The 25,820-nt window shown below is 65.7% G+C and carries 23 protein-coding genes; 19 read left to right on the forward strand and 4 right to left on the reverse strand.

Annotated features, from left to right (window positions below; all coding sequences use genetic code 11):
• The first annotated feature begins 12 nt into the window (after positions 1-12).
• Both ACQ4W4_RS11510 and ACQ4W4_RS11515 read left to right on the forward strand, forming a co-directional pair.
• On the forward strand, positions 13-666 hold the full coding sequence (locus tag ACQ4W4_RS11510) for a hydrolase (RefSeq protein WP_436542123.1): 654 nt from the start codon (positions 13-15) through the stop codon (positions 664-666).
• Positions 667-733: 67 nt separating this feature from the next.
• Positions 734-2,584, forward strand: coding sequence for an amidohydrolase (locus ACQ4W4_RS11515; protein WP_436542124.1), 1,851 nt, complete (start codon positions 734-736; stop codon positions 2,582-2,584).
• Between the two features lie 14 nt (positions 2,585-2,598).
• On the opposite strand, the gene ACQ4W4_RS11520 is transcribed toward ACQ4W4_RS11515, so the two are convergent.
• From ACQ4W4_RS11520 to ACQ4W4_RS11530, 3 genes are read right to left on the reverse strand one after another with little or no spacing between them, the layout of a single operon-like run.
• On the reverse strand, positions 2,599-3,939 hold the full coding sequence (locus ACQ4W4_RS11520) for a vWA domain-containing protein (RefSeq protein ID WP_436542125.1): 1,341 nt from the start codon (positions 3,937-3,939) through the stop codon (positions 2,599-2,601).
• On the reverse strand, positions 3,939-4,550 hold the full coding sequence (locus tag ACQ4W4_RS11525) for a TadE/TadG family type IV pilus assembly protein (protein ID WP_436542126.1): 612 nt from the start codon (positions 4,548-4,550) through the stop codon (positions 3,939-3,941). The genes ACQ4W4_RS11520 and ACQ4W4_RS11525 overlap by 1 nt, the downstream gene beginning before the upstream one ends.
• Positions 4,550-5,038, reverse strand: coding sequence for a TadE/TadG family type IV pilus assembly protein (locus ACQ4W4_RS11530; protein ID WP_436542127.1), 489 nt, complete (start codon positions 5,036-5,038; stop codon positions 4,550-4,552). Before ACQ4W4_RS11530 ends, ACQ4W4_RS11525 begins: the two co-directional genes overlap by 1 nt.
• Positions 5,039-5,601: 563 nt before the next feature.
• Here ACQ4W4_RS11530 and ACQ4W4_RS11535 point away from each other — a divergent pair.
• The 10 genes from ACQ4W4_RS11535 to ACQ4W4_RS11580 all read left to right on the forward strand — a co-directional run bounded on the left by ACQ4W4_RS11535 (position 5,602) and on the right by ACQ4W4_RS11580 (position 14,565).
• The gene (locus ACQ4W4_RS11535) at positions 5,602-6,294 is read left to right on the forward strand and encodes a LuxR C-terminal-related transcriptional regulator (protein ID WP_436542128.1); all 693 of its coding nucleotides are present in this window, start codon (positions 5,602-5,604) and stop codon (positions 6,292-6,294) included.
• 201 nt (positions 6,295-6,495) lie between these two features.
• Positions 6,496-6,669 carry a Flp family type IVb pilin gene (locus ACQ4W4_RS11540; RefSeq protein ID WP_436542129.1) on the forward strand — a complete coding sequence of 58 codons (174 nt, stop codon included), beginning with the start codon at positions 6,496-6,498 and terminating at the stop codon, positions 6,667-6,669.
• Between the two features lie 115 nt (positions 6,670-6,784).
• Positions 6,785-7,345: an A24 family peptidase gene (locus ACQ4W4_RS11545; RefSeq protein WP_436542130.1), complete on the forward strand. Its 561-nt coding sequence runs from the start codon at positions 6,785-6,787 to the stop codon at positions 7,343-7,345.
• A gap of 42 nt (positions 7,346-7,387) precedes the next feature.
• Positions 7,388-8,215: a Flp pilus assembly protein CpaB gene (cpaB, locus tag ACQ4W4_RS11550; RefSeq protein WP_436542131.1), complete on the forward strand. Its 828-nt coding sequence runs from the start codon at positions 7,388-7,390 to the stop codon at positions 8,213-8,215.
• A 25-nt stretch (positions 8,216-8,240) separates the two neighbouring features.
• Positions 8,241-9,740, forward strand: coding sequence for a type II and III secretion system protein family protein (locus ACQ4W4_RS11555; RefSeq protein WP_436542132.1), 1,500 nt, complete (start codon positions 8,241-8,243; stop codon positions 9,738-9,740).
• Positions 9,741-9,749: 9 nt separating this feature from the next.
• Positions 9,750-10,022 carry a hypothetical protein gene (locus ACQ4W4_RS11560; protein WP_436542133.1) on the forward strand — a complete coding sequence of 91 codons (273 nt, stop codon included), beginning with the start codon at positions 9,750-9,752 and terminating at the stop codon, positions 10,020-10,022.
• A 37-nt stretch (positions 10,023-10,059) separates the two neighbouring features.
• Complete coding sequence (locus ACQ4W4_RS11565; protein ID WP_436542134.1) at positions 10,060-11,220, forward strand: CpaE/TadZ family protein; 1,161 nt, start codon at positions 10,060-10,062, stop codon at positions 11,218-11,220.
• A 63-nt stretch (positions 11,221-11,283) separates the two neighbouring features.
• Positions 11,284-12,630 carry a TadA family conjugal transfer-associated ATPase gene (locus ACQ4W4_RS11570; RefSeq protein WP_436542347.1) on the forward strand — a complete coding sequence of 449 codons (1,347 nt, stop codon included), beginning with the start codon at positions 11,284-11,286 and terminating at the stop codon, positions 12,628-12,630.
• Positions 12,631-12,636: 6 nt separating this feature from the next.
• On the forward strand, positions 12,637-13,605 hold the full coding sequence (locus ACQ4W4_RS11575; RefSeq protein WP_436542135.1) for a type II secretion system F family protein: 969 nt from the start codon (positions 12,637-12,639) through the stop codon (positions 13,603-13,605).
• 18 nt (positions 13,606-13,623) lie between these two features.
• Positions 13,624-14,565 carry a type II secretion system F family protein gene (locus ACQ4W4_RS11580; RefSeq protein WP_436542136.1) on the forward strand — a complete coding sequence of 314 codons (942 nt, stop codon included), beginning with the start codon at positions 13,624-13,626 and terminating at the stop codon, positions 14,563-14,565.
• Positions 14,566-14,643: 78 nt separating this feature from the next.
• Here ACQ4W4_RS11580 and ACQ4W4_RS11585 read toward each other — a convergent pair whose 3' ends face one another.
• Positions 14,644-15,423: an inositol monophosphatase family protein gene (locus ACQ4W4_RS11585; protein ID WP_436542348.1), complete on the reverse strand. Its 780-nt coding sequence runs from the start codon at positions 15,421-15,423 to the stop codon at positions 14,644-14,646.
• Between the two features lie 195 nt (positions 15,424-15,618).
• Between ACQ4W4_RS11585 and ACQ4W4_RS11590 the strand changes: the two genes are divergently transcribed.
• From ACQ4W4_RS11590 to ACQ4W4_RS11620, 7 genes are all read left to right on the forward strand, one after another.
• Complete coding sequence (locus ACQ4W4_RS11590) at positions 15,619-16,383, forward strand: RNA methyltransferase (RefSeq protein ID WP_436542137.1); 765 nt, start codon at positions 15,619-15,621, stop codon at positions 16,381-16,383.
• On the forward strand, positions 16,380-17,282 hold the full coding sequence (locus tag ACQ4W4_RS11595; RefSeq protein ID WP_436542138.1) for a LysR substrate-binding domain-containing protein: 903 nt from the start codon (positions 16,380-16,382) through the stop codon (positions 17,280-17,282). The genes ACQ4W4_RS11590 and ACQ4W4_RS11595 overlap by 4 nt, the downstream gene beginning before the upstream one ends.
• 91 nt (positions 17,283-17,373) lie before the next feature.
• A complete protein-coding gene (locus ACQ4W4_RS11600; RefSeq protein WP_436542139.1) occupies positions 17,374-18,579 on the forward strand; it encodes an MFS transporter in 1,206 nt (401 codons plus the stop codon).
• 86 nt (positions 18,580-18,665) lie between these two features.
• A complete protein-coding gene (locus tag ACQ4W4_RS11605) occupies positions 18,666-19,202 on the forward strand; it encodes a hypothetical protein (protein ID WP_436542140.1) in 537 nt (178 codons plus the stop codon).
• Positions 19,203-19,209: 7 nt separating this feature from the next.
• On the forward strand, positions 19,210-20,844 hold the full coding sequence (locus ACQ4W4_RS11610) for a GMC family oxidoreductase (protein WP_436542141.1): 1,635 nt from the start codon (positions 19,210-19,212) through the stop codon (positions 20,842-20,844).
• Complete coding sequence (locus ACQ4W4_RS11615) at positions 20,841-21,797, forward strand: alpha/beta hydrolase (RefSeq protein WP_436542142.1); 957 nt, start codon at positions 20,841-20,843, stop codon at positions 21,795-21,797. The genes ACQ4W4_RS11610 and ACQ4W4_RS11615 overlap by 4 nt, the downstream gene beginning before the upstream one ends.
• Before the next feature lie 301 nt (positions 21,798-22,098).
• The gene (locus tag ACQ4W4_RS11620) at positions 22,099-25,734 is read left to right on the forward strand and encodes an EAL domain-containing protein (RefSeq protein WP_436542143.1); all 3,636 of its coding nucleotides are present in this window, start codon (positions 22,099-22,101) and stop codon (positions 25,732-25,734) included.
• The last annotated feature ends 86 nt before the right edge of the window (positions 25,735-25,820 follow it).

Here is a 25,820-nt window from a genome sequence, read left to right on the forward strand (position 1 = left end):
AAGGAACACATCATGCCTATCGCCACCGCCCAAGCCGCCCAAAAACTGCTGACCCCGAACGATCATACCCTGATCATGATCGACCACCAGTCGCAGATGGCGTTCGCCACCCGCTCGATCGACCTGGCCTTGCTGCGCAACAATGCGGCCCTGGTGGCCAAGGCGGCAGCGGAATTCAAGGTGCCGGCGATCTTGACGACGGTGGCCGCCAAATCGTTCTCCGGCCCTATTTTTGACGAGATCCAGTCCGTCTTCCCCGAGCAGGCGCCGATCGACCGCACCAGCATGAATACCTGGGAAGACGCGCGCATCGCCGACAAGGTCAATGGCTACGGCAAGGGCAAGATCGTGCTGGCCGGCCTGTGGACGTCCGTCTGCATCGTGGGCCCTGCGCTGTCGGCGCTGGAGCAGGGCTTTGACGTGTACGTGATCGCCGACGCCAGCGGCGACGTCTCCGACGAGGCCCATGCGATGGCCATGCAGCGCATGATACAGGCGGGTGCGCAGCCGATGACGTCCGTGCAATACCTGCTGGAACTGCAGCGCGACTGGGCCCGCGGCGAGACCTACAACGAGACGGTGGCGACGGCCGTGGCGCACGGCGGCGGCTATGGCCTGGGCTTGATCTACGCCAAATCCATGTTCAACGCCAGCGAAGGCCATTGATTGTTCACTGACTCGGGCTCTGCCGCCCGCCGGCGGGGCCGTGTTTTCACCTGATTCGGGAGTTCCCATGCACGCACACACGATCTTGCTCAATGGCCGTTTCCACACGGTCGACAGGACGCAGCCGCTGGCGTCCGCCGTCGCCATCGCCGATGGCAAATTCCTCGCCGTGGGCGACGTCGAAGACGTGATGCGCCATCGCGGCCCCGCCACGCAGCTGATCGACCTGGGTGGCCGCACCGTGATTCCCGGCCTGAACGACTCGCATCTGCACCTGATACGGGGCGGCTTGAACTACAACCTGGAACTGCGCTGGGAAGGCGTGCCCTCGCTGGCCGACGCCCTGCGCATGTTGAAGGAGCAGGCCTTGCGCACGCCGAATCCGCAATGGGTGCGCGTGGTGGGCGGCTGGACGGAGTTCCAGTTCGCGGAAAAACGCATGCCGACCCTCGACGAAATCAACGCGGCCGCGCCCGACACCCCCGTCTTCATCCTGCACCTGTACGACCGGGCCCTGCTGAACCGCGCCGCCCTGCGCGCCGTCGGCTACGACAAGAACACGCCGAACCCGCCGGGCGGCGAAATCGTGCGCGACGCGGCCGGCAACCCCACCGGCTTGCTGATCGCCCGGCCGAACGCCATGATTTTGTATGCGACCCTGTCGCAAGGCCCCAGGTTGCCGCTGGAATGGCAGGTGAACTCGACGCGCCAGTTCATGCGCGAACTCAACCGTCTCGGCGTCACCAGCGCCATCGACGCGGGCGGGGGCTTCCAGAATTATCCCGAGGATTACGCGGTCGTCGACGAGCTGGCGCAAAAGGAGCAGCTGACCATCCGCATCGCCTACAACCTGTTCACGCAAAACAAGGGCGCGGAATTGCAGGACTTCCAGAAGTGGACCGGCATGGTGAAACCGGGCGACGGCACGGATTTTTACCGGCATAACGGCGCCGGCGAAATGCTGGTGTTTTCCGCCGCCGACTTCGAGGATTTCCTCGAGCCGCGCCCCGAACTGGCGGCCGGCATGGAAGACGAGCTGGAAAAGGTCGTGCGCCACCTGGTCGAGCAGCGCTGGCCGTTCCGCCTGCACGCCACCTATGACGAATCGATCGGCCGCATGCTCGACGTGTTTGAAAAGGTTAACCGCGACACGCCGTTCGGCGGCCTGTACTGGCTGTTCGACCACGCGGAAACCATCAGCGCGAAAAATATCGACCGGGTCAAGGCGTTGGGCGGCGGCCTGGCCATCCAGCACCGCATGGCTTTCCAGGGCGAGTATTTTGTCGAGCGCTACGGTGCCGAAGCGGCGAAGGCCACGCCGCCCGTGCAGCGCATGCTCGACGCGGGCGTGCCCGTCGGCGGCGGCACGGACGCCACGCGGGTCGCCAGCTACAACCCGTGGACGGCGCTGTACTGGCTGGTATCGGGGCGCACCGTGGGCGGCCTGGCCTTGACGGATGCGGCGGGCAGGCTGTCGCGCGACACGGCGCTGGAGCTGTGGACGGCGGGCAGCGCCTGGTTCTCTAGCGAGCAAGGCAAGAAGGGGCGCATCCGCGAAGGCATGCTGGCCGATCTGAGCGTGCTGTCGGCCGATTATTTCGCTGTGCCGGAAGAGGCGATCAAGTCCATCGAATCCATGCTGACCATGGTGGGCGGCAAAGTCGTCTACGGCCAGGGGGAATTCACGGCGCTGGCGCCGCCGGCCATCCCCGTGCTGCCTGAGTGGTCGCCCGTGCGCGCGGTGCCCGGCCATTACCGGCCCGCGGCCGGGCCGGTGCAAGCCATGCTGCCGCACCAGTGCGCGGGCGCCTGCGGCGTGCATGCGCATGCGCACGACCGGGCGCGCAAGTCGGCCGTGCCGGTTGCCGACTTTTCCGGCTTCTGGGGCGCCCTGGGCTGCAGCTGCTTCGCTTTCTAGATGGCGGTCAAGCCTTATTTGGAAATGCGCAGGATGGCCGAGGCGAGCCGCGTGAAACATGGGCTCAGCTCGCTTTCGGTGGCCGCATAGCAGTACAGGCCCGCAGGTTCGGCCGGCTTGCGGCAAGCCGCTTTCGCATCGGTGGTATTGGCCAGGCAGCGCAGCAAGTCTTCGCCCAGCTCGTTGTCCGGCCCTTCCTTGGTTTTCAGCGAGGCGCCCATGCCCAGGGTAAAGACGAAAATGCCTTCCTGGCGCGCCTTGGCCGCCATCGCTTCGACCAGGTTGCGCGAGGCGCGGTGCACATTCGTCCATTGCGCCTGCGCCGTGGCGGTGGAAGCGGTCACGACGCGGGGGGTATTGGTGACGATGGGAAACTCGCGCCGCGCCGCGTCATTATTCGCGTTATACCATGCGGGAAGCGCGGTGATCTGCTTGGCGTCGCAAGCGCCGTACTGGAGCGAGTCGCTCACTTTCATCCTGTACAGGCCCGCCAATGCCGGGTTTTGCAGTTTCGGAAAGGTGGCGAGGCCGCCTGCGTTCTGGCATTTGTTGTCCTTGGTGGGGAAGTACGAGGAAAACGCCGCCGGCGAGCCATCGGAAAAAAACACGATGACGCGCAGGCTGGAGCGGTCGACCTGCGCGATATCGTTCAGCTGCTCGCGTGCCTGGAACATGCCGGCGGAAGAGTTGGTGCCGCCGACAAAGGCGAATTGATCGATCTTTCCACCTTTCATGGTCATGCCGCTGCGGTCGAACCCGCGCTTGACCTGCCTGATCGGCACGTCGATTTGCGCTTCCGAGGCGAAGTGCAGCAAGCCGACCCGGTCGACCGTGGCGTTGAATTTGTTCAGGAAGGACTTGCCTGCCGCCCGCACGGCGTCCGCATTGTTTTCCAGCGAACGCGACGTATCCATCACCAGCACCATGTCCAGGTCCTTGCGGATGGTTTGCGCGCTGGCGGCCACGTCCAGGGTCTTGAAGCCGAGTACGCCCATCAGCGAGACGGGCAGCGAGGCGCTGGCCGCGACGTCGATGGTGACGGTGCCTCTGTCGAACACCACGCCGACGGGATGGAGGACCGGCGTCGAGAGCAGGAAGTGGTCCGGATAATTGACGTTAAAAAAATCCCTTGCCGACTGGCGCGCACTGTCCCGCTGTTCTTCTTCCGAATTGCCCGCGGTGACGCCGCGCGCCGCCGCCAGGCTGGCCGCGTCGACGGCCGCATTGAGCTTGGCCTTGACGAAGTAGCCGAGGGCGGAATCGATGGCCAGGCCCACCGAGGCGATCAGGACGACGGCCGACAGCGCCACCATGATCAGCACTTGGCCGCTTTGCCGCTTGTGTGGAATGCGCATCAGAATACCGTCATCGAAGTGAGGTTGGGCGCCAGCACGGGCGTCGTGCTGTTGCCAAATTTCAATGTGCCGAACAGCATGTCGAAATTGTAGAACGTTTCCACGGCGTAGATCAGTTCGCCATCGGCCAGCTGGCTCTGCATCAATGCCACCGTGGGGGCGTATTCGTCCCTGGCGATGCCTGTGCACGTGCCATTGCTCCAGCTGCCGCATTGCCACACCTGGCTGGCGGGCAGGTAGCCGCTGGCCTTGGCGCCGGCATCCCAGCGGTACTGTTCCAGCACGATATTGCGCAAGCCGCTCTTTGCCGTGTAGCCCATGATCTTGGTGATGTAGATCATGCCGCGCTTGTTCATGTCCAGTGGCGGCGTGCTGGCGGCCAGCGCATTCATGATGGTCTGGCCCGAGCCGCTCAGGTCGGACGTGGAGCGCGAGGCCAGGTTGGCGCCTTCGCGGCTGATGTTGAGCAGGATGGTCTTGGCCTGGATGGCGCGCGACAGGTCGGCCAGCATGAACAGCAGCAAGGCCAGCAAGGGCAGTACGATGGCAAATTCGATGGCGGCGATGCCGCGCTCGGCGCGGCGCGGAAAACGGAGAGTTGGCGCGCGCATCACAGACCGCCAAAGCTTTCATTACGCATGGTGGCCGCCACCACGAAATGCGCCTGGCCATCCCGGAACAGGGCACGGATCAAAGGCGTGGCAAACGCCCAGCGGCAATCGACGGAAATGACGACGATATCGCCTGCCTGGCCGAACATGGCGGCGCCCACCGCATCGCTGCCGTTGACGGAGATCACGGGGCTGACCTTGTCATACATGCCCATGGAACTGTCGCGTATTTTTTGCATGACGGCGTGGTAGCGCTGCTGGTTGGCGCTGTCGGGGTCGAGGTCCTTGGCCCCCGTGACGGCATAGCGCGCGCCTTCGCGCACCGCGTGCTGCATGGTCATATTGGCAAAATACGCCATGCTCAATTCAATGATGCCGATTATCAGCATGAGAAAGACCGGTGTTATCAGGGCCAATTCGACCAGGGTGGCGCCACCCTGTCCGCTTGGCTTGCGGAATATGCGGGAATCGGCCTGTTTTAAACGCATGGGATTAATCCGGTTAGGTGCCGCGATGAAGAATGTCGGGCGGATGGTGTTTCGCCATTTGACTGGCGATTATTCTATATCGATTTTCAAGGGCATGTCTTCCAATTAAATTATTACAGGTCAAGATAATCGTAATTAACTGCCTTATTTGAATTGTGCCGGCCCCGTCCCCGCAGGGCCGGGAGTACTATGCGCGGGTATGAAAACAGGCTTGATGTCAGGATTGTCCTGCGTGCAGGCAAAGACTTGTTTTGCAAGGTGATGCAATAAAAATGCTGCAATGTAAGCAACAGCAGCGATGGCAGCAGCGATGGCGCGCCGGCGGCGCGCCCGCCCCGGCCGCGCTGCCCATCCATCGGCATGCGCCCGGCATGCGGCGACCGCTGGCGTGGGTCACGCACCGCGTTTGCGCGTGCCGGCCCAAGGCCTCTTCCTTCGTGCCCCCATGACTTCCTCCCCTGCGCGCGGCAACAGAGCAGAGGCGCGCGCGGACGAGGCTGGCAATCCGATTCGGATCAATAACATTCCCCGAAGGGAATGGGCTACACGTTAAGAGGTAAAGCATGTCAACAAACAATGTCATCCGCGTCATGCTGGTGTCGGACCACAAGACCTGGCTGTGGGGCCTGGAGCAGCTGCTCGCCGGCGCCCAGCCGGCAATGCAGGTGGTGGCCAGCGCCACCGAGATCGACGGCGCGCTGCTGCTGGCCCGGACCCTGTGTCCCGACGTCATCGTGCTTGACGCCGACCTGGGCTGCGGCGGCGCCTGCGCCATCGATTATCTGCCGCAGCTGCTCGGCAATGGCGTCTCGCGCGTATTGCTGTTCAGCGGCACGCAGGACCAGGCCGAGTGCGGGCGCGCCGTGCGCAGCGGCGTGCGCGCGGTGGTGGGCAAGGAGACGCCCGTCAAGCAAATGGTCGACGCCATCGCCCGCCTGCATCAGGGCGAGTTGTGCCTGGCCCCGGCGCTGCTCGACAGCATGCTGGGGGGGCTGAACAAGCCGGAAGCGGCACCCGATCCGGAAGAGCAGCGCATCGCCAGGCTGACGCTGAAGGAGCGCAAGATCGTTGCCATGATGGTGGAAGGAAATGGCGCGCTGAACCGTGCGATCGCCCAGCGCGCTTTTATCTCGGAGCAAACCTTGCGTAATCATCTGACATCGATCTACAGCAAGCTCGATGTCACCAACCGCCTGGAATTATATGTGTACGCCACCCGCAACCGGCTGGCCGAGTCCATGCCTGCGGAGGGGTAGTACATATGTCCTGATTATAGACAAAAAATTAAGATGGTTTGTACTGTGCATAAAATGACTTTTCTCTGATTCGATTTAATGTTTGTTTATATAAAATACACGCATCAGAAATTGGCAAATAAAAACAAGGTGAGTGTTTTTATTTTCAGACTGTATTTTCAGTTTTTATCATGTTTAAAACTTGACCTGAAAGGGAATAATATGAATTACATTAAAAACTTTATCGCCGAAGAAGATGGCGTGACCGCCATCGAATATGCGCTGATCGCTGCGCTGGTGGCTGCGGCGCTGGTCACGGCCGTCGGCTATTTCACCACCGGCCTCGATGGCGCCTTCAAGGCCATCGGCACCAAGCTGACGGGCGCGGCGATCTAAGACGCCCGCCCACCGCGCTGCACCCCGGCAGGCCAGCCGCCCATGCGCACTGGCCTGCCGGCTCCCGCCCAACGATGCGCATGCCGTCATGCGCTCGGCTTGCATCAGGTACACGATGGACCCTCATTCTTTCTGGACGTTCAGCCCCGCCATAGTCTTGTGGGGGCTGCTTGCCGCCGCTGTCTGGCATGACGTGCGCCGCCGGCGCATTCCCAACCGGCTGGTGTTTTCCGGCGCCTTGCTCGGCGTGCTGCTCAACAGCCTGGCCTTGCCCGGGCTGACGCCGGCCGGTCCGTGGCTGGCGCTGGGCGGCCTGGCCGTCGGCCTGGGCTTGCTGCTGCCCATGTATGCGCTGAAGGCGCTGGGCGCGGGTGACGTCAAGCTGATGGCGATGGTGGGGGCGTTTCTGGGCCCGCGCCCCGTCGTGCTTGCCGTGCTGTGCAGCCTGCTCGCGGGCGGCGTGCTGGCGCTGGCCGTCGCCCTGTGCCAGGGCACGCTGCGCCAGGCGTTGGGCAATGCCCGGCAATTGCTGCTGCAAGGCTGGCTGCGCGCCGCCGCAGGCGAAATGCCGCGGGTCGATGCGCCCGCCGTGCCGGGCGGCAGCTTGCCGTACGCGATCGCCATTGCCGCCGGCACCGCCATCTGGCTGGCCCTGGCGGCAGGCGGGTATGCATGAGGTGCCCGTCCGGAAACCCAAGTTTTACCAAGAGGAAAAATCATGAGAAATAGCCGCGTTGCGATCGTGCTGCTGCTGGCGTTGCTGATGGCGGGGGGCGCCGTGCTGGCGGCCGCACGCTGGATGTCAGGGCAGGGTGCGCCGGCCAGCCAGACGGTGATGGTGGCGCTGGTCGATATCGGCGTGGGTGCGAAGGTGACGCCGGCCATGCTGCGCGGCATGGACTGGCCGGTGGGCGCCATGCCGCCGGGGGCGTTTGGCGAGGCCGGCGCGCTGGACGGGCGCATCACGCGCAGCGCCGTCAGCCGGGGCGAGCCTGTGCTGGAAAGCAAGCTCGCGCCGCCCGGCGCCACCGGCGGCCTGTCGGCCATCGTCGCGGCCGGCAAGCGCGCCATGACCGTGCGCGTCAACGACGTGGTGGGCGTGGCCGGCTTTGCGCTGCCGGGCAACTTCGTCGACATTCTCGTGCATACGCAGGATGACCGCGCCAGACCGGCGGGCGGCGGGCCGCTGGCCATTTCCAAGATCGTGCTCGAACGCATCCTGGTGCTGGCCGTGGCGCAGGAATCCGGCCGCGACGACAACAAGCCCAAGGTGGTCAACGCCGTGACCCTGGAGCTGACGCCGGAGCAGGTGGAAAAGCTGGACCTGGCGCGCAGCGTGGGCAGCCTGTCTCTGGTGCTGCGCAACCAGGTCGATCCGGCGCCCGCCGACACGGGCGGCGCCACCAAGGAGTCGCTGCTGGAATGGAAGGCGCCGGCGGCAGCGCCCGTGCGCGCGGCGCGGCGCCAGACAGCCCCGGCACGCGCTGCCGCGCGCGACAGCATCACCGTCATCAAGGGCATGGATACCAGCGTCCAGCAATTTTAAATCAGCAGGCAAGCAAGGATGATCGATGAATACATTTCGTAAGCACGCCGCGGGTGCGGGCATGCGCCTGGCCCTGGCATTGGGCGGCGCGGCGGCGGGCCTGGCCTGGCCCGGCAGCGCCGGCGCGGCGGCGCCTTCCCGGCAGGCCGTCATGACCCCAGTCGCGGCGCCGCCCATGTCGCTGGGCGCCGATATCGCCCGCCTGGGCGCGCCCGTGCGCATCGCCGTGGGCAAGTCCACCTTGCGCAGCCTGAGCCTGCCGGTGTCGCAGATCGCCGTCAACGATCCGCGCGTGGCCGGCGCCAGGATGCTGGGCTCGTCCAGCCAGCTGTTCGTCTGGGGCCTGGCCCCGGGCAGCACCAACCTGATTTTGTGGGACCGGCAGCAGCGCCCCGTGATCGTCGATATTGAAGTCGAGATCGATGTCGAGGGCTTGCAGGCGCAGCTGGCCTATGTCTTCCCCGGCGAGCATGCCGTCAAGGCGGGCGCGGCCGGCGGCAGCATCGTGCTGTCGGGGCAGGTCAGCGACAGCGTCAAGGCCAGCCAGATCCTCGAGATGGCGCAAGCCTACGCCCAGCGCGGTGCGGGCGAAGCGGCGGCGCCGGCCGACGGCGCCGCCAATGTGGCCGGCGGCGTCAAGGTCATCAATATGTTGACGATCGCGGCGCCGCAGCAGGTCATGCTGGAAGTGAAAATCGCCGAAGTGTCGAAGACCCTGGTCGACCAGCTGGGCGCCAGCGTGGGCATCAGCGGCACGCGCGGCAACTGGACCTACGGCCTGCTGTCGAACCTGCTTAGCGGCCATCCCGGCCAGCTGGGCGCCGTCAACGGCAAGAACGGCAACGGGCTGACGCTCGATGCGCAAAAGCGCGACGGCCTGGTCAAGGTGCTGGCCGAACCGAACATCATGGCCATCAGTGGCCAGGAAGCCAGTTTCCTGGCGGGCGGCAAGATTTTCATTCCGGTGGCGCAAGACAGCACCACCAACAAGATCACGCTGGAGGAAAAGGAATTCGGCATTGCCGTCAAGTTCACGCCCACCGTGCTCGAAGGCGGGCGCATCAACCTGAAGGTGGCGCCGGAAGTGTCGGAGCTGAACCGCGAAGGCATCGGCATCACCACCGGCGGGGGCGCTGCCGCCAATGCGGTGCTGCCGGCCTTTACCACGCGGCGCACCACCACGACGGTGCAGCTGTTCGACGGCCAGAGTTTTGCCGTGGGCGGCTTGATCAAGAACAATGTGACGACCAATATCAAGGCCTTGCCCTTCCTGGGCGAGATTCCCGTGCTGGGCGCGCTGTTCCGCAGCAGCGATTTCCAGACGGACCGCACCGAGCTGGTCTTCATCATCACGCCGCACCTGGTCAAGCCGCTCGACAGCGAGATCGTGTTGCCGACCGATGCCTATGTGGCGCCCAGCCGCGGCGAGTTCTTCTTGCAAGGAAAAATGGAAGGCGCCGCCGCACCACGGCCGCGGCAGGATGCGGCCACGCAGACAGCGCCGGCCGGTCCGGACATTCAATAGGAGCACATCATGCAGCATCCCGTTTCCCTCTCCTTGCTGCTGGCCGCCCTGGCCGCCAGCGGCTGCGCCGCCACCCCGAACCTGGACCGCCAGTTCGGCCACAGCGTCGAGCAATTACGCCTGCGGCAAGTGTTGTCGCCGCAGGCGGGCGCGAACCGCGACCCGGTGGGCGGCATGGACGGCAAGGCCGCCCAGGCCGCCTACGCGGCGTATCAGAAAAGCTTTGCCGCGCCCGCGCCGCAAGCGGCCGCTTTCACCATCGGCGTCGGGGCGCGCAAGTGAATCTGGCGCCGTCACCACAGAACCAGCAAGGCCTATCGTGAAAATCGCCATCAATTCCAGGGATGAAAAAACGCTGTCCGCACTGGGCCAGCTGCTGCGCAGCCGCAACCGGCTCGACGAGATCGAGGCGGGCGGCGAAACGCTCGAACCGCTGCAGGCGGCGCAGTCGCCGCCCGACGTGCTGATCTTCGACCGTCCGTCGAACGACGGCGCCGACCTGGCCGCCATCGAGCGCCTCAGCAACCTGCATCCGCGCATGGCCTTCATCGTGCTGTGCCATCAGCAGCCGCCCGAATTCCTGCTGCAGGCCATGCGCGCGGGCGTGCGCGACGTGCTGCCGTTTCCCGCCGCACCGGCCAGCCTGTATGCGGCGCTCGAACGCATCGAGGAAAAGCTGGAGCGGCGCGAGCATGGCAATGGCAAGGTGCTGGCCTTCATCTCGTGCAAGGGCGGCAGCGGCGCCACCTTCATCGCCAGCAACCTCGGTTATGCGCTGGCCGCCGGCGGCCAGCAGCGCGTGGCCCTGATCGACATGAATCTGCATTTTGGCGACGCTTCGCTGTTCGTCTCCGAGAACAAGCCGCTGGCCACGCTGTCGGACGTCACGCGCGACATCCACCGGCTCGATTCCTCTTTCCTGGGATCGAGCATGCTGCACATCCTGCCCAACTACAGCGTGCTGGCCGCACCCGAAGACCCGGCCCACGCCAGCGAAGTGGCGCCCGAACACATCGACGCCATCATCCGGCAAGCCAGGCGCCAGTACGATTTCATCGTGCTCGACGTGGGCCGCAACCTCGACGCCGTCAGCGTGCGCGCGCTGGACCACGCCGACATGATCTTCCCCGTCCTGCAGGCGACCTTGCCCTACATCCGCGACGGCAAGCGCCTGCTGGGCATGTTCCGCTCGCTCGACTACGCCAGTGACAAGGTGCATATCATCGTCAACCGCCACGACAAGGGCGGCGAGATCCGCCTGCGCGACCTGGAAGCGGCCTATGGCACGGCCGTCTACCGCACCGTGCCCAATCACTACGCTTCGGCGGCCGCCTCGGTCAACCAGGGCGTGCCGATTTTACAGCTCGACAAAACCAGCCCGATCACGCGCTCGCTGCAGGAATTCGCCGCCAGCCTGGCCGGCGGCGCGGCCAGCACGGCGCGCCAGGGCTGGCTGGGCCGCGTCCTGCGGCGCGCCTGATCCACTTGCTTGATCCATGCCTTAGAACAGGAGCATTCCATGGCTACTTCCCCCATCGCCGCCTTGTCCATCCGCGAACGGCTCGGCAGCGCCAAGATCGCCGCGCTCGCGCCGCAACGCATGGCGGCCATCGACAACCGCGGCTACCGCGACCTCAAGCTGCGCATCCATGGGCTGCTGCTCGAACGGGTCGACCTGGAAAGCATGCAGCGCCTGTCGCAGGAGCGCATCCGCGAAGAATTGCGCGGCCTGGTCGAGCGCTTGCTGGACGAAGAGGCGGTGGTCATCAACGAGGCCGAGCGCAGGAGCCTGACGCGCGACATCCAGCACGAGATGCTCGGTTTCGGGCCGCTCGAAACCCTGCTGTCGGACGCCAGCGTGTCGGACATCCTCGTCAACGGCCACAAGCAGGTCTATGTGGAGCGCGGCGGGCGCCTCGAGCTGACCGACATCTGCTTCGACGATGACGCCCATTTGATGAAGATCATCGACAAGATCGTCTCGCGCGTGGGCCGCCGCATCGACGAATCGAGCCCCATGGTCGATGCGCGCCTGCCCGACGGTTCGCGCGTTAACGCCATCATCCCGCCGCTGGCCATCGACGGCCCCGTGATGTCGATCCGGCGTTTTTCCGTCGATCCGCTGCGTCTGGCCGACCTGGTTGCCTACCGCAGCATGACGGCCGAGATGGCCGAGGTGCTGCAGGGCCTGGGCAAGGCGAAGATGAATATCCTCATTTCCGGTGGCACGGGCAGCGGCAAGACCACCATGCTCAACGTGATTTCCGGCTTTATCGGTCAGACCGAACGCATCGTCACGGTGGAAGACGCGGCCGAACTGCAGTTGCAGCAGCCGCACGTGGTACGGCTGGAAACGCGTCCGCCGAATATCGAAGGCAAGGGCGAAGTGAGCCAGCGCGCGCTGGTGCGCAATGCGCTGCGCATGCGTCCCGACCGCATCATTCTGGGCGAGGTGCGCGGCGCCGAGGCGCTCGACATGCTGGGCGCCATGAACACGGGCCATGAAGGCTCGATGGCGACCATCCACGCCAACACGCCGCGCGACGCCATCACGCGGCTGGAAAACATGATCAGCATGGCGGCCGCCAACCTGCCCAGCAAGGCCATCCGGCAGCAGATCAGCTCGGCAGTGTCGGTGGTGGTGCAAGTGTCGCGCCTGATCGACGGCAAGCGCAAGGTGACGTCGATCCAGGAAATCACGGGCATGGAAGGGGAGGTCATCACGATGCAGGAAATCTTCAGTTTCCGGCAGACGGGCGTGGCCGAGGGCGGCGCGGTGGTCGGGCATTTCTCGGCCAGCGGCATCCGCCCGCGCTTTCTCGAACGCCTGAACAGCTTCGGCATCGGCGTGTCGGCCTCGCTGTTCGAACCTGCCGCGGCGGGGCGCTGAGCCGCCATGCTTTCCTATCTTGTCTATCTGTTTATTTTCCTGGCCGTCCTGCTGCTGGTAGCCGGCGCCTGGCTGGCGTGGCAGGCGGCGCGGGGGCCGGGCGCGGCGCGCGTGGCGCGGCGCCTGCAAGCCATGTATACGGCCAGCGATGGCGAACAGGCGCTGTCGATCGCCAAGCAGCGCCCGCTGAGCGCCTATCCCTTCCTGCAAGGCGTGCTGGAAGGCTTGCCCGGCGCGGGGCGCATCGAGCAGCTATTGCTGCAGGCGGGCATGCGCTGGCTCGTGGCCGGTTTCCTCGGCTATTGCGCACTCGGTGCGCTGGCCGGCCTGCTGCTGGCCGGCGCGCTGCCGCTGCCCTGGTATGTGCGCCTGGGCCTGGGCGCGGGCGGCGCCATGCTGCCATATCTGCTGGTGCGCCGCGCCAGAAGCCGGCGGCTGGCGCGCATCGAGCAGCAGCTGCCGGATGCGCTCGACCTGATGGGCCGCGCCATGCGCGCCGGCCATGCGTTTCCCACCGCGCTGAAAATGGTCGGCGAGGAGATGACGGGGCCGCTGGCCGAGGAATTCCGTGCGGTGTTCGACGAAGTCAGTTTCGGCGTCGCGATGGCCGATGCGCTGGGCAACCTGGCCGCGCGCGTGCCCAGCACGGACTTGCGCTATTTCGTCATCGCCGTGCTGATCCAGCGCGAAACGGGCGGCAACCTGACTGAATTGTTGGGCAGCATCAGCGCCATCATCCGCGACCGCCTGAAATTGCTGGGGCAGGTGCGCGTGCTGTCGGCCGAAGGGCGCATGTCGGCCTGGGTCCTGGGCCTGCTGCCGTTCGGTGCGGCGCTGATGATGCATGTGATGAATCCGCAGTTTATCGCCGTGCTGTACACGGATGGGGGCGGGCGCAAGATGGTTGCCGTATCGCTGGGCTTGCTGATGCTGGGCGTACTGTGCATCAGAAAAATTATCAATATCCGGGTGTGACATGAAAGAAAAAACACGATGAGCAACATGAGTACGGCGCAGCTGGCCTTGCTGGGCCTGCTGTTCCTGATTGTTTTCGCGCTGGCCCTGCTGGTGCTGCGCCTGTTCGCCGGCACTGCCGTGCAGGGGCGGCTGCAGGCGCTGGGCGATGCCGGTGCCGCCGGCGACCGCGGGCGCCATGCCCGGCGGCGCTGGCTGGCGCATGCCGTCAGCCTGACGCGCCCGCTGGCCCGATTGTCGCTGCCGGACGAGGGCTGGGAAAGTTCGCCCATCCGCAGCCGCTTTGTGCATGCAGGCTGGCGCAGCCAGGCCGCGCCCGCGCTGTTTTACGCGGCCAAGACAGCCTTGTTCGTGGGCTTGCCGCTGCTGGCGTATTTCCTGCTGCGCCACGGCGGGCACAATATGCTGTTGTGGCTGGTCGCGGCGGCCGCCCTCGGCTATTACCTGCCCAATGTCTGGCTGTCGCATTGCCTGAAACAGCGCCAGCGCGAAGTGTTCGAAACCTTCCCCGATGCGCTGGACCTGATGACGGTGTGCGTCGAAGCGGGGCTGGCGATGGATGCGGCGCTGGCGCGCGTGGCGCAGGAAATCGGCTTGAAAAGCGCCGTCCTGGCCGAGGAGCTGCAACTGGTGACCTTGGAACTGCGCGCCGGCAGCGCCAAGGACAAGGCCTTGCGCAACCTGGCCCTGCGCACCGGGGTGGAGGACGTGGATGCGCTGGTGACTTTGCTGATCCAGGCCGAGCGCTTCGGCACGAGCATCGCCGCATCGCTGCGCGTGCAGTCCGACCAGCTGCGCACCAAGCGGCGCCAGCGCGCCGAGGAAACGGCGGCCAGGATCGCCCTCAAGCTGCTGTTCCCGCTGATCTTTTTTATCTTCCCGTCGCTGATGGTGGTGCTGATGGGACCGGCGTTCCTGCAGATTTACCGCGTGCTGCTGCCGGCCATGCGGGGCGGCTGAGGGCTGGCCGGGGGGGCAAAAAAAAAGCTGCCGGAGTTTCCTCCGGCAGCTTTTTTTACATCAGGGCGCGTCTGGCGATCAGGCGAATGGCGCCAGCAGGGTGATCATCTGGCCGAAGATCTTCGGGCTGGCGGCGATGACGTCGCCCTTGTGCAGGTAGTCCGATTCGCCGGAAAATTCACCGACGATGCCGCCCGATTCCGTGATCATCAGGGCGCCGGCGGCGATATCCCAAGGCTTCAAGCCTTTTTCATAGAAGCCGTCCAGACGGCCGCAAGCGACGTTGGCCAGGTCCAGCGCGGCCGAGCCGGCACTGCGCACGCCCTGGCTGCGTTCGGCCATGATCTGGTACATCTTCAGGTATTCGTCGAGCGCGCGCGGGCCGGCGCCGTGGCCGGTGCCCAGCATGGCGTTCGAAATGCGGTCCAGCTTGGTGACGCGGATGCGTTTTTCGTTCAGGTAGGCGCCGGCGCCCTTGGTGGCCGTGAACAGGTCGTTGCGTACCGGATCGTAGATGACGGCTTGCGTGACGACGCCGCGATGCGCGAGCGCGATCGAGATGCAGTATTGCGGGAAGCCGTGGATAAAGTTGGTGGTGCCATCGATCGGGTCGATGATCCACTGATATTCATTCTCGTCGTGCGAGTTGGCGGAAGCTCCCGATTCCTCGGCCAGGAACGCGTGGTCCGGGTAGGCTTTGGACAGCACCTCGATGATGGCTTGTTCGGCCGCCTGGTCGATGTCGGTGACGAAATCGTTATGTTGTTTTTCCGTGACGACGACGCGGTCGAGGTCAAATGAGGCGCGATTGATGACGGCGGCGCCGCGGCGGGCGGCTTTGATCGCCGTGTTGAGCATTGGGTGCATGTGAGCTTCCGTTAAAAGCACGCGACCGCCCATGGCCGCCTCGCGGCGCCGGTACGATAGAGTGCAAGAATGAATTAAAGAGCGGAGCGGTGCCGAAGTGGTTAAAATCCCGGCCTGGAGTCAGCGTTGTGTGACTCCGTTTCCCGAAATTTCCTGTATCGATACCGCGCAATAGCGCTATTTTAAATGAATCTGCCCGAAATCAACACGTCTCTTTTCAACCGCCTGCGATTTATTCTTGTCGAAACTAGTCGTCCTGGCAACATTGGCGCCGTCGCGCGCGCCATGAAAACGATGGGTTTTTCCGATCTGGTGCTGGTCAACCCCCGTTTTCCCGATGCCTTGACGGATGCGGAAGCGGTGGCCTTCGCCAGCGGCGCGCAGGATATTTTGTCCGGCGCGCGCATCGTCGGCTCGATCGCCGAGGCGCTCGAAGGCTGCAATTACGCGGCCGCCGTGTCGGCGCGCCTGCGCGAATTCTCGCCGCCCGTCACGGCCCCGCGCGCCATCGCCGCGCAGCTGGCCGCCAGCGCAGACCTGCATGCGGCTGTCATTTTCGGCAACGAGCGTTTCGGCTTGCCCAACGAGATCGTCGAGCAGTGCAATGTGCTGATCAACATTCCCGCCAATCCCGAGTATTCCTCGCTGAACCTGTCGCAGGCGGCGCAGGTCGTCGCCTACGAATGTCGCGTGGCGGCCCTCGGCGATGGGCAAATCGCCAGTCCCGTCGGTTTCCACGGCGACGCGGCCAGCCTGGCGCAGGTCGACGGCATGTATGCGCACCTGGAACAGGCGCTGGTCGCCATCGACTTCCTCGACGCGGACAATCCGAAAAAGCTCATGCCAAGGTTGAAACGCCTGTTTTCGCGCACGGGGCTGGAAACGGAAGAAGTCAACATCCTGCGCGGCATCGCGCGGCATATCCTGGCGGTCGTCAAAAAAGGCCCATGATCGAGACCCGGCTGCTGCGCCAGTTCATCGCCGTCGCCGAGGAACTCAATTTCCGGCGCGCGGCCGAACGGCTGCACATGGCGCAGCCGCCGTTGTCGCAGGCGATATTGCGGCTGGAAGAGGCGCTCGGCTACCCCGTATTCGAGCGCACGAACCGCAAGGTCAGCCTGACGCCGGCGGGGGATGCTTTCCTGGCCGCGGCGCGCCAGGTGCTGGCCAGCCTGGAAGAGGGCGTGGCCGCCACGCGCCGCGTGGCGCAGGGCATCGAAGGGCACTTGCGCCTCAGTTTTATCCACATCACGCCGTACGTCCACGTGCTGGACGCCTTGCGCGCCTTCCGCGCCGCTTCGCCCGCCGTGCAATTCACCTTGCGCGAAGCGTCGACGCAGCAGCAGGTCGAGTGGCTGGAGCGGGGCGAGGTCGATATCGCCCTGCTGCGCGCGCCCGGCCGCAGCACGCCGGGCCTGCGCTTCGAGCGCCTGTCGGGCGAAGACATCCTTGTTGCGCTGCCGTCGAACCACCGCTGCGCGGGGCAGGCGCGCGTGGGCCTGGCGGACCTGGCCGGTGACGATTTCGTCGCCTCGCCGCGCGAGCTGGGCCAGGGCTTCCACGACCAGCTGGCCAGCCTGTGCCTGCATGCGGGTTTCGTGCCGCGCGTGGTGCAGCAGGCGCGCCGGCTGCAAACAGTGCTGGGACTGGTGGCGGCCGGTTTTGGCGCGGCCCTGCTGCCGGCCAGCCTGGGCGCTTGCGCGCCAGCGGGCGTCGTCATGCTGCCGCTGGCAAGCAGCGCGCCCGAGGCATTGCGCCAGCTCGACCTGTACATGGCATGGGACCCGCGGCGCACCTCCGCCGTGCGAGAACGGCTGCTGGTGCAGCTGCGGCGGTCTGCCGCTCAGTGAGACGTTAAACGTCTCGTTTCAAGATAAATAAGATATTTTACAGATGGTGGTGCAGGGGGCAGCATGGCGTTTTTGATTGTCAGGAACTGCCATGTCCACCATGTCCTCGCGCGCAGTGCTGCCGTCCGCCACGCTGCCATCCGCCATTTATCTGCTTTCCCTGTGCAGTTTTGCCTTTGGCTTGTCTGAATTCATCGCCGCCGGCCTGTTGAGCCCCATGGCGCGCGACTTGCACGCCAGCGTGGCGGCGGCCGGCGGCGCCATCGCCGCGTATGCGCTGGGCGCGGCCATCGGCGCGCCCATCCTGACGGCCCTGCTGGCGCGCCGGCCCACGCGCCAGGTGCTGGTGGCCACCATGCTCGTGCTGGCGGCCGGCAGCATGGCCATGGCGGCCGCGCCGGCGTTGGGCGCGCTGCTCGGTGTGCGTTTTGCCGTGGGCCTCGCGCATGGCGTGTTCATGGCCGTCGCCTCGCATGCGGCCACCAGCCTGGTCGACCCGTCCCGCGCGGGACGGGCGCTGTCCGTCGTCTGGCTGGGCCTGACCCTGGCGCTGGCGTGCGGCGTGCCGCTGGGGACGTGGCTGGGCGCCGTCTCGTCGTGGCGCTGGGTATTTACGGCCATCGGCGTGCTGGCCCTGTGCGGCGGTGCCGGCTTGCGCTGCGCCATGCCGGCCGCGCGCCAGCAGCTGGCTGCCACGTCGGCGCTGGCCAGCCTGCGCGCCATCCTGCAGCTACCCCTGCTGCTGGCGGCCGGCGTGGCGGCGCTGGTCAGCGTGGCCACCTTCAGTTTTTTCACGTATGTCTCGCCCTTCCTGCTGCAGCTGGGCGGGCTCGATGCGGGCTGGCTCAGCGCCGCCATGCTGTGCTTTGGCGTGTGCGCCATCGGCGGCAACCTGCTGGGCGGCTGGTGCGCGGATCGTCCCCACGCGCTGCGCTTCACCGTGCTGGCCCTGGCCGCGCTGGCGCTCAACCTGCTGGGGTTTTATGCGCTGCGCACGCATCCCCTGGCCATGCTGGCCCTGTGCGGCTCCCTGGGCTTGCTGTTCTTCGCCCTCGTCACCCTGTCGACCATGCGCTTGCTTCGTCTGGCGCAGCGGCATTGCCCGGGCAGCGATGCGGTGGCGGCGGGCTTGAATATCGCCGCCTTCAATGCGGGCACGGCTGCCGGCGGCGCGCTGGGCGGCGTGCTGATCGTCGCGTTTGGCTTGCCCGGCATCGCCATCGGCGGGGCGCTGGCGGCAGTGCTGGCCATGCTGCCGCTGTGCTTACAGTCGCGCAAACTAGACGCGCCGCTCTAGTTTTTGCGTTCAAACGCCCGCTGCCTTTGGCGTACACTGGCTTGCAAAAGGCCGTACACAACAAGGGGAGACATGGCAATGGAGACATGCAGATGCGACGCAGATCGTTTCTGAAACTGGGCTTGCTCGGCGCCTGTGCGCTGGCCGCCGGCGGCGCCGCCTACCGGCTCGTGCGCGGACCGGCGCCCCCTGGCCGTTTCGTGCTCGACGGCGAAGCGCGCGCGGCGCTGGCGGCCATCGTGCCGGCCATGCTGGGCAGCGCGCTGCCGCAAGATACGGGCGATACGGGCGCGCGGGCCGCGGCGCTGGACGGCGCCATCGCCGGCGTGGCCACGGCCATCCATGGCTTGCCGCTGGCGGCGCAGCAGGAAGTGCAGGATTTGTTCGGCCTGCTGGCGCTGGCGCCCGCGCGGCGCTTTGTCGCCGGCGTAACAGGTGGCTGGCGCGAAGCCGATCCGGCCCAGGTGGCCGCCTTTCTGCAGGCGTGGCGCACGCACCGCCTGGCCACCCTGCAGACGGCCTACCTGGCCCTGCATGATCTGATCCTCGGTGCCTGGTACGCCGATGCCGCCCACTGGTCCGACATCGGCTATCCGGGACCGCTGCCCGAACTGAGCGCATAAGGCATCCATGAGCACATCCCCCATTCCTGACCCCATCGCCATCGGCGTGGCCAAAGGCTGGAACGTCATCGACGCCAGCAGCCTGAGCACCGACCGCAGCTTCGAAGCCGATGTCGTCGTCATCGGCAGCGGCGCCGGCGGCGGCGTGACGGCGGAAATCCTCGCGCTGGCCGGCCTGAAGGTCCTGATCGTCGAGGAGGGCGGCTTGAAGTCCTCGCGCGATTTCAAGATGCGCGAAGCGCAGGCTTATCCCGCGCTGTACCAGGAATCGGCCGCGCGCAAGACGCGCGACAAGGCCATCAACATTTTGCAGGGCCGCACGGTGGGCGGCTCGACCACCGTCAACTGGACCTCGAGTTTTCGCACGCCGCCCGGCACCCTCGAATACTGGCGCCTGCATTTTGGCTTGTCCGGCTATGCCGTCGACACCATGGCGCCGTGGTTCGCCATGATGGAGAAGCGCCTGCACGTGAGCGACTGGGCCGCGCCGCCCAACGAAAACAACGATTTATTGCGCCGTGGCGCCGCGGCGCTGGGGATTCCGACTGCCGCCATCCGGCGCAACGTGAACGGCTGCTGGAATCTCGGCTACTGCGGCATGGGTTGCCCGACGAACGCCAAGCAGTCGATGCTGGTGACGACCATCCCGTCGGCGCTGGCGCTGGGCGCGGGCCTGCTCGTGCATGCGCGCGCCGAACGTTTCAGCTTCAAGGGCGAGCGCGTCGACAGCCTGCAGGTGACGGCGCTCGACGCGGCCGGGCAGGCGCCCACGGGTGTGCGCCTGACGCTGCGCGCCAAACACTTTGTGCTGGCCGGCGGCGCCATCAATTCGCCGGCGCTGCTGCTGCGCTCGCAGGCGCCCGACCCGCACGGCTTGCTGGGCCGGCGCACCTTTCTGCATCCGACCGTGGTGTCGGCAGGCCTGTTTACGCAGCGCGTCGACGCCTATGCGGGTGCGCCGCAGACGATTTATTCCGACCATTTCCTGCACACGGCGCCCATCGACGGCCCCATCGGCTACAAGCTCGAAGCACCGCCTTTGCACCCGCTGCTGATGGCCACCACCATGGGCGGCTTCGGCGACGAGCATGCGCGCACCATGCGCGAATTTCCCCATGCGCACGCCTTGCTGGCCTTGCTGCGCGACGGATTTCACCATGAGGCGGCCGGCGGCAGCGTCTCCATCGACAGCTTCGGCGCGCCCGTGCTCGACTATCCGCTCACGCCTTTCATCTGGGATGGCGTGCGGCGCGCGCTGCTGTCGATGGCGGAAATCCAGTTCGCCGCCGGCGCGCGCAGCGTGTATCCCGTGCATGAGCTGGCCAGCCACTACACGAGCTGGGCGCAGGCGAAGCAAGCCATCGACGCCTTGCCGATGAAGGCGCTGCTGGCGCGCGTGGTGTCGGCCCACGTGATGGGCGGCTGCGCCATGTCGGACGATGCGCGCCTGGGCGTGACGGGCGCGGATGGCCGCTATCACGGCGTGCGCAACCTGTCCGTGCACGACGGCGCGCTGTTCCCCACCTCGATCGGCGCCAATCCGCAACTGACGATTTATGCGCTGGCCGCGCGCCTGGCCAGCGGCCTGGCGCAGGAGCTGACGGGCAAGCCCGCGCCCGTTCCCGTCGCAGGCTCGGCATGATCGCGCGCATTCTCAGGTGGCTGCTGCTGCTGCAAGTGCTGGCCGTGCTGGGGTTGGCGTACCTGGCCATGCAGGCGTGGGGCGTCGCCTCGCCCGCCATGGCCCTGCTGCTGGCGGGCGCCATGCTGCTGGCTGTTCGCGCGCTGATCGTGGCGCGCAATTTCTGGCAGAGCCGGCGACTGGGCAGCCCCGTGCCGGCGGAATACCAATTGGGTGCCGGGGGCGCCGCGCGCCTGTTTTTCGGCGAGCTGCGCGCCACGCTGTGGACCTCGTCGTGGGGCATGCTGCGCCCGCGCCTGCATGCGGCCGACACCATCGCTGGCCAGGGTCTGCCGGTGCTGCTGGTGCACGGCTATGTGTGCAACCGGGGCTACTGGACAAAGCTGAGCCGGCAGCTGGCGCAGGCGGGCATCGCGCACGACGGCATCGACCTGGAGCCGATAGGCGCCGATATCGAGGACTTCGTGCCGCAGGTCGAGCAAGCGATCGAGGCGCTCTGCGCCCGCACGGGCAGCGACCGCGTGATCATCGTCGCCCACAGCATGGGCGGCCTGGTGGCGCGCGCCTGGCTGCGCCATTACGGCGCGGCCCGCGTGGCGCGCATCGTCACCATCGGTACGCCGCATCACGGCACGGCGCTGGCCAACCTGGCGGCGGGGACGAATGCGCGGCAGATGAGCCGCATCGACGATGCGCCCAGCGGCTGGCTGGCGCAGCTGGCCGCCAGCGAGACGCCGGAAACGCGCGCGCTGATCACGTCGATCTATTCGCATCACGACAATATCGTCGTGCCGCAGTCGTCCGCGCAGCTGCCCGGCGCGCGCAATCTCGCCTTTGGCGGCATCGGCCACGTGGCGCTGGCCAGCGACGCGCGCGTGCTGCGCCGGCTGCTGGCAGAAATCACTATCAAGAACGAAGTCGCCCAGCCCCCGTCGGTCCCCCATTTCGCCTGAGTCCTGTTGTGTTTTGTCTGCATGGCAAGACTGTCTCTTTTGACTCTGCTGTTGCCGCTGTTTAACAGCGCAAGGGGCAGAAAGTGCTGTTTTCCACTGGCGTACTGTATTAAGCTAACGTCAGAAGATCGCCGGAGAAAATTTGTTCATGAGGCCGCTTGCGCCGTTCCGCAGGCGTCCGGACGCGAGATATTTCTCTGGATGTATGGCAAGATATTGTAGGATTGCTATGTAGGCGCGCATGCGGAAAGATCAACGCAGGCGGAAAATGAGTCCATGCAGCTTTTATTGGGGGCGCTAATTGTCCGCACGTATACTGATTATCGAAGATAACGCCACCAATATGGAATTGATGGTGTACTTGCTGCGCGCCTTCGGGTACACGCCGCTGGCCGCCTATGACGGCGAAGAGGGCGTGCGCATGGCGCGCAGCGAATTGCCCGACCTGATCATTTGCGACGTGCATTTGCCCAAGCTCGACGGCTATGGCGTCGTGGCGGAGCTGAAGAAAGACCCGCTGCTGCGCAAGATTCCTGCCTTGGCCGTGACGGCGCTGGCCATGGTGGGCGACCGCGAACGCCTGCTCGAAGCGGGCTTCAATGGCTACATCGGCAAACCGATCGAGCCCGACCTGTTCGTCGCGGAGCTGGAGTCTTTTTTACCCGGGGCGCCGTCGACGCCAGCTAAAAACGACATAGCCACCATCCTGATCGTCGATGATCATGTGCTGAACCGCGAGTTCCTGACCGCTCTGCTCGGCTACGGCGGCCACCGTCTGCTGGAGGCGGCCAATGGCGCCGATGCGCTGGAAATCCTGCGCACCGAGCGGCCGGACCTGATCATCTCCGACATCCTCATGCCGAACATGGACGGCTACGAATTCGTCACGCGCGTGCACGCCGATCCCGCGCTGACCGACGTGCCCATCATCTTTTATACGGCCACTTACCGCGAGCAGGAAGCGATCCTGCTGGCGCAGGCGTGCGGCGTGCGCTGGGTGCTGCCCAAACCGTCCGATCCCGAGGTTATCGTGCGCACCGTCAACGAGGCGCTGGGGCTGATGCCGGCGGCCCAGGTGGCGGCGGGGCCGGGCGCGGGCGGCGGAGCGGCGCTTCCCGCCACGGGCAAGCTGGCCGGCATCGAGCATCAGGTCAGCGGCTACCTCGACGAACTCGAATCGAGCAGCCAGCAGATTTCGCAGCTGGCCAGCCAGCGCGAGGGCCAGGCCGCGCTTCCCGAGGACCTGGGCGTCATGACGGAGCGCCTGTCGCGCTCGCTGTCGAGCCTGCAGGCGGTCAGCCTGCGCCTGACGGCCCTGATCGAACTGGGCATCGAACTGGGCGCCGAACGCGATCCGCGCGCCCTGATCGAGGCGGGCTGCAAGGTGGCGCAGAATATCTGCGTCTCCAAGTACGCCTGCATCGGCGTGCTGGAAGAGGGCGCCGAAAAGCTCAGCTATTTTTCCTCGTGCGGCGCCGAGAAAAACCTCGAGCGCATCGCCAGCGCGCCGCGCACGGGCATTTTGAACCGCTTGCTGGAACAGCGCCAGCCCTACCGGGTCAACGGCTTGAAGGGCGATCCCGGCGCGCTGGGCCTGCCCGACACGCACCCGCCCGTGCATTCCTTCCTGGGCGTGGCCATCGCTTCGCGCGAACGCAGCCACGGCTGGCTGTATCTGGTCGACAAGCTGGGGGCGCATGAATTTTCCGAAGTCGACGAGCGGGTCGCCGCGACGGTGGCGGCGCAGATCGCCGTCGCCTACGACAACCTGCTGCTGTACGACGAGATCAAGCGCCATCACGAGCAGCTGACCCTGGATATGGCGGCGCGCATCCGTCTCGATGAGGACTTGCGCCGCTTCCGCCTGGCGATGGATGCCACGGCCGACGCGATTTTCCTCGTCGACCGCGCCGGCATGTGCTTCGTCGACGTCAACCAGACGGCTTGCCGCATGCTTGGTTTCGAGCGCGAGGATTTCCTGCGCGTGGGGCCGGGCCGCGCGCACGAGGGCGAATCCCAGCTCGAAGAGCTGTACAACAAGCTGCTGGCCGGCGACCAGGGCGGCCCGATGACGGAACTGCAGCTGCAGCGCAAGGATGGCTCGCCGCTGTCGGTGGAAGTGCAGCGGCGCACCCTGCGCTCGGGGCAGAGCTGGATCCTGGTGGCCGTGGCGCGCGACATCACCGAGCGCAAGGATGCCGAACAGCGCCTGATGAAGCTGGCCCATTTCGATACCTTGACGGGCTTGCCGAACCGCAGCCAGTTTTTCGCCTCGCTGACCCATTCGCTGGCCCAGGCGGCCGAACACCAGTGGGCCGTGGCCGTGCTGTTCATGGATGTCGACCGCTTCAAGAATATCAACGATACCCTGGGCCACACCATCGGCGACGACCTGCTGCGCCAGTTTTCCAGCCGCCTCGTCGATTGCCTGCGCGTGCGCGACACCATCGGCCGCTTCGGCGGCGACGAATTCGCCGCCATCCTGCTGCTGCCCGAAGGCGCCCAGCATGCCGTGGGCGTGGTCGACAAGATCCGCGAGGCGATGCGCAAGCCCTTCGACTTGCAGGGCCACGAGGTGACGGTGACGGTCAGCATCGGCATTTCCGTGTTCCCCGAGGATGCGGTCGATGCGGATACCCTGATTCAATACGCCGACACGGCCATGTACCGCGCCAAGGAAGCGGGGCGCGACGCCTTCCGCTTCTTCACGGCGGAAATGAATGCGCAATCGATGGCGCGGCTGGACATGGAAAACGCCTTGCGGCGCGCCATCGACAACGAGGAATTCGTGCTGTTCTTCCAGCCCAAGGTGAACATCATCTCGGGGCGCATCAGCGGCGCCGAAGCCCTGATACGCTGGCGCCGTCCCGGCCAGGGCATGGGCTCGCCGGCCCTGTTCATCCCCCTGCTGGAAGAAACGGGTCTCATCGTACGCGTCGGCAACTGGGTGCTCGACGAGGCGTGCAAGAAGATCAGCGAGTGGGGCGCCAGCAGCATCGGCCCCGTGCACCTGTCGGTGAACGTGTCGGGCATCCAGTTCTTCGTCGGCGGCCTGGAAGAGGAAGTGCTCAAGGCCATCCGCAAGTACGATATCGCGCCCGACCTGCTGGAACTGGAGTTGACGGAAAGCTCGCTGATGTCGAATGCCGAGGAAACCATCTCCGTGCTGCGCAACCTGAAGGCGCTGGGCATCCAGATTTCCATCGATGATTTCGGCACCGGCTATTCCAGCCTGGCCTACCTGAAGCGCTTCCCCATCGACAAGCTGAAGATCGACATCGCCTTCGTGCGCGAAGTAACGAGCAATCCGGACGACGCGGCCATCGTGCTGGCCATCATCAGCATGGCGCACAGCATGAAACTGGACGTGATCGCCGAAGGCGTGGAAAACGATGCGCAGCTGGCTTATTTGCGGCGCCACGGCTGCGACGAGATGCAGGGCTATTATTTCAGCCGCCCCGTGCCGCAGGAAGAATTCGAGCAGATGCTGATGAAAGGCCAGCAGCTGCAGGCGCCGCAGGATGCGGACAGCGAAGAGCAGCAAACCTTGCTGATCGTCGACGACGATGTCTTCATGCTCGACGTGCTCAGCGACTTCCTGGCGCAGGACGGCTACCGCATCCTGACGGCGCAGACGGCGGCCGAGGGCTTCGACATCCTGGCGCGCCACAAGGTGCAGGTGATCCTGTGCGACCAGTGCATGCCGCTCATGAGCGGCACCGAATTCATGGAGCGGGTCAAGCACCTGTGCCCCGACACTTTCCGCATCATGCTGTCGGCCTTTGCCGACCTGACGCCCATCATGGCGGCCATCAACCGCGGCGCCGTCGACCGCTTCTACACCAAGCCGTGGAAAGGCGCCGTGCTGCGCGAGAATATCCGCGAAGGCTTCCGCCTGCACAAGCTGCTGCATGGCCCCGTGAAAGCGGCGGCTTAGGCGTTTGCTGCGCGCAAGCAGCCGGCCGCAGCGTGCGCTGGCGCACCGTGAGCAGCAGCTTTCCATCGAATTAGACTCCCGTCTCT

Origin of the sequence: Janthinobacterium glycogeni, assembly GCF_051380725.1 — a bacterium.
Classification (GTDB): Bacteria; Pseudomonadota; Gammaproteobacteria; order Burkholderiales; family Burkholderiaceae_D; genus Janthinobacterium.

Excerpts from the sequence above, each read along its gene's own strand:
- ACQ4W4_RS11585 (WP_436542348.1), bottom strand. The coding sequence starts at position 15,423 with ATGCTCAACACGGCGATCAAAGCCGCCCGCCGCGGCGCCGCCGTCATC.
- ACQ4W4_RS11560 (WP_436542133.1), top strand. The coding sequence starts at position 9,750 with ATGCAGCATCCCGTTTCCCTCTCCTTGCTGCTGGCCGCCCTGGCCGCC.
- ACQ4W4_RS11510 (WP_436542123.1), top strand. The coding sequence starts at position 13 with ATGCCTATCGCCACCGCCCAAGCCGCCCAAAAACTGCTGACCCCGAAC.
- ACQ4W4_RS11600 (WP_436542139.1), top strand. The coding sequence starts at position 17,374 with ATGTCCACCATGTCCTCGCGCGCAGTGCTGCCGTCCGCCACGCTGCCA.
- ACQ4W4_RS11605 (WP_436542140.1), top strand. The coding sequence starts at position 18,666 with ATGCAGATGCGACGCAGATCGTTTCTGAAACTGGGCTTGCTCGGCGCC.
- ACQ4W4_RS11580 (WP_436542136.1), top strand. The coding sequence starts at position 13,624 with ATGAGCAACATGAGTACGGCGCAGCTGGCCTTGCTGGGCCTGCTGTTC.
- ACQ4W4_RS11615 (WP_436542142.1), top strand. The coding sequence starts at position 20,841 with ATGATCGCGCGCATTCTCAGGTGGCTGCTGCTGCTGCAAGTGCTGGCC.
- ACQ4W4_RS11540 (WP_436542129.1), top strand. The coding sequence starts at position 6,496 with ATGAATTACATTAAAAACTTTATCGCCGAAGAAGATGGCGTGACCGCC.
- ACQ4W4_RS11520 (WP_436542125.1), bottom strand. The coding sequence starts at position 3,939 with ATGCGCATTCCACACAAGCGGCAAAGCGGCCAAGTGCTGATCATGGTG.
- ACQ4W4_RS11575 (WP_436542135.1), top strand. The coding sequence starts at position 12,637 with ATGCTTTCCTATCTTGTCTATCTGTTTATTTTCCTGGCCGTCCTGCTG.
- ACQ4W4_RS11525 (WP_436542126.1), bottom strand. The coding sequence starts at position 4,550 with ATGCGCGCGCCAACTCTCCGTTTTCCGCGCCGCGCCGAGCGCGGCATC.
- ACQ4W4_RS11535 (WP_436542128.1), top strand. The coding sequence starts at position 5,602 with ATGTCAACAAACAATGTCATCCGCGTCATGCTGGTGTCGGACCACAAG.
- ACQ4W4_RS11545 (WP_436542130.1), top strand. The coding sequence starts at position 6,785 with ATGGACCCTCATTCTTTCTGGACGTTCAGCCCCGCCATAGTCTTGTGG.
- ACQ4W4_RS11610 (WP_436542141.1), top strand. The coding sequence starts at position 19,210 with ATGAGCACATCCCCCATTCCTGACCCCATCGCCATCGGCGTGGCCAAA.
- ACQ4W4_RS11530 (WP_436542127.1), bottom strand. The coding sequence starts at position 5,038 with ATGCGTTTAAAACAGGCCGATTCCCGCATATTCCGCAAGCCAAGCGGA.
- ACQ4W4_RS11555 (WP_436542132.1), top strand. The coding sequence starts at position 8,241 with ATGAATACATTTCGTAAGCACGCCGCGGGTGCGGGCATGCGCCTGGCC.
- ACQ4W4_RS11515 (WP_436542124.1), top strand. The coding sequence starts at position 734 with ATGCACGCACACACGATCTTGCTCAATGGCCGTTTCCACACGGTCGAC.
- ACQ4W4_RS11595 (WP_436542138.1), top strand. The coding sequence starts at position 16,380 with ATGATCGAGACCCGGCTGCTGCGCCAGTTCATCGCCGTCGCCGAGGAA.
- cpaB (WP_436542131.1), top strand. The coding sequence starts at position 7,388 with ATGAGAAATAGCCGCGTTGCGATCGTGCTGCTGCTGGCGTTGCTGATG.
- ACQ4W4_RS11590 (WP_436542137.1), top strand. The coding sequence starts at position 15,619 with ATGAATCTGCCCGAAATCAACACGTCTCTTTTCAACCGCCTGCGATTT.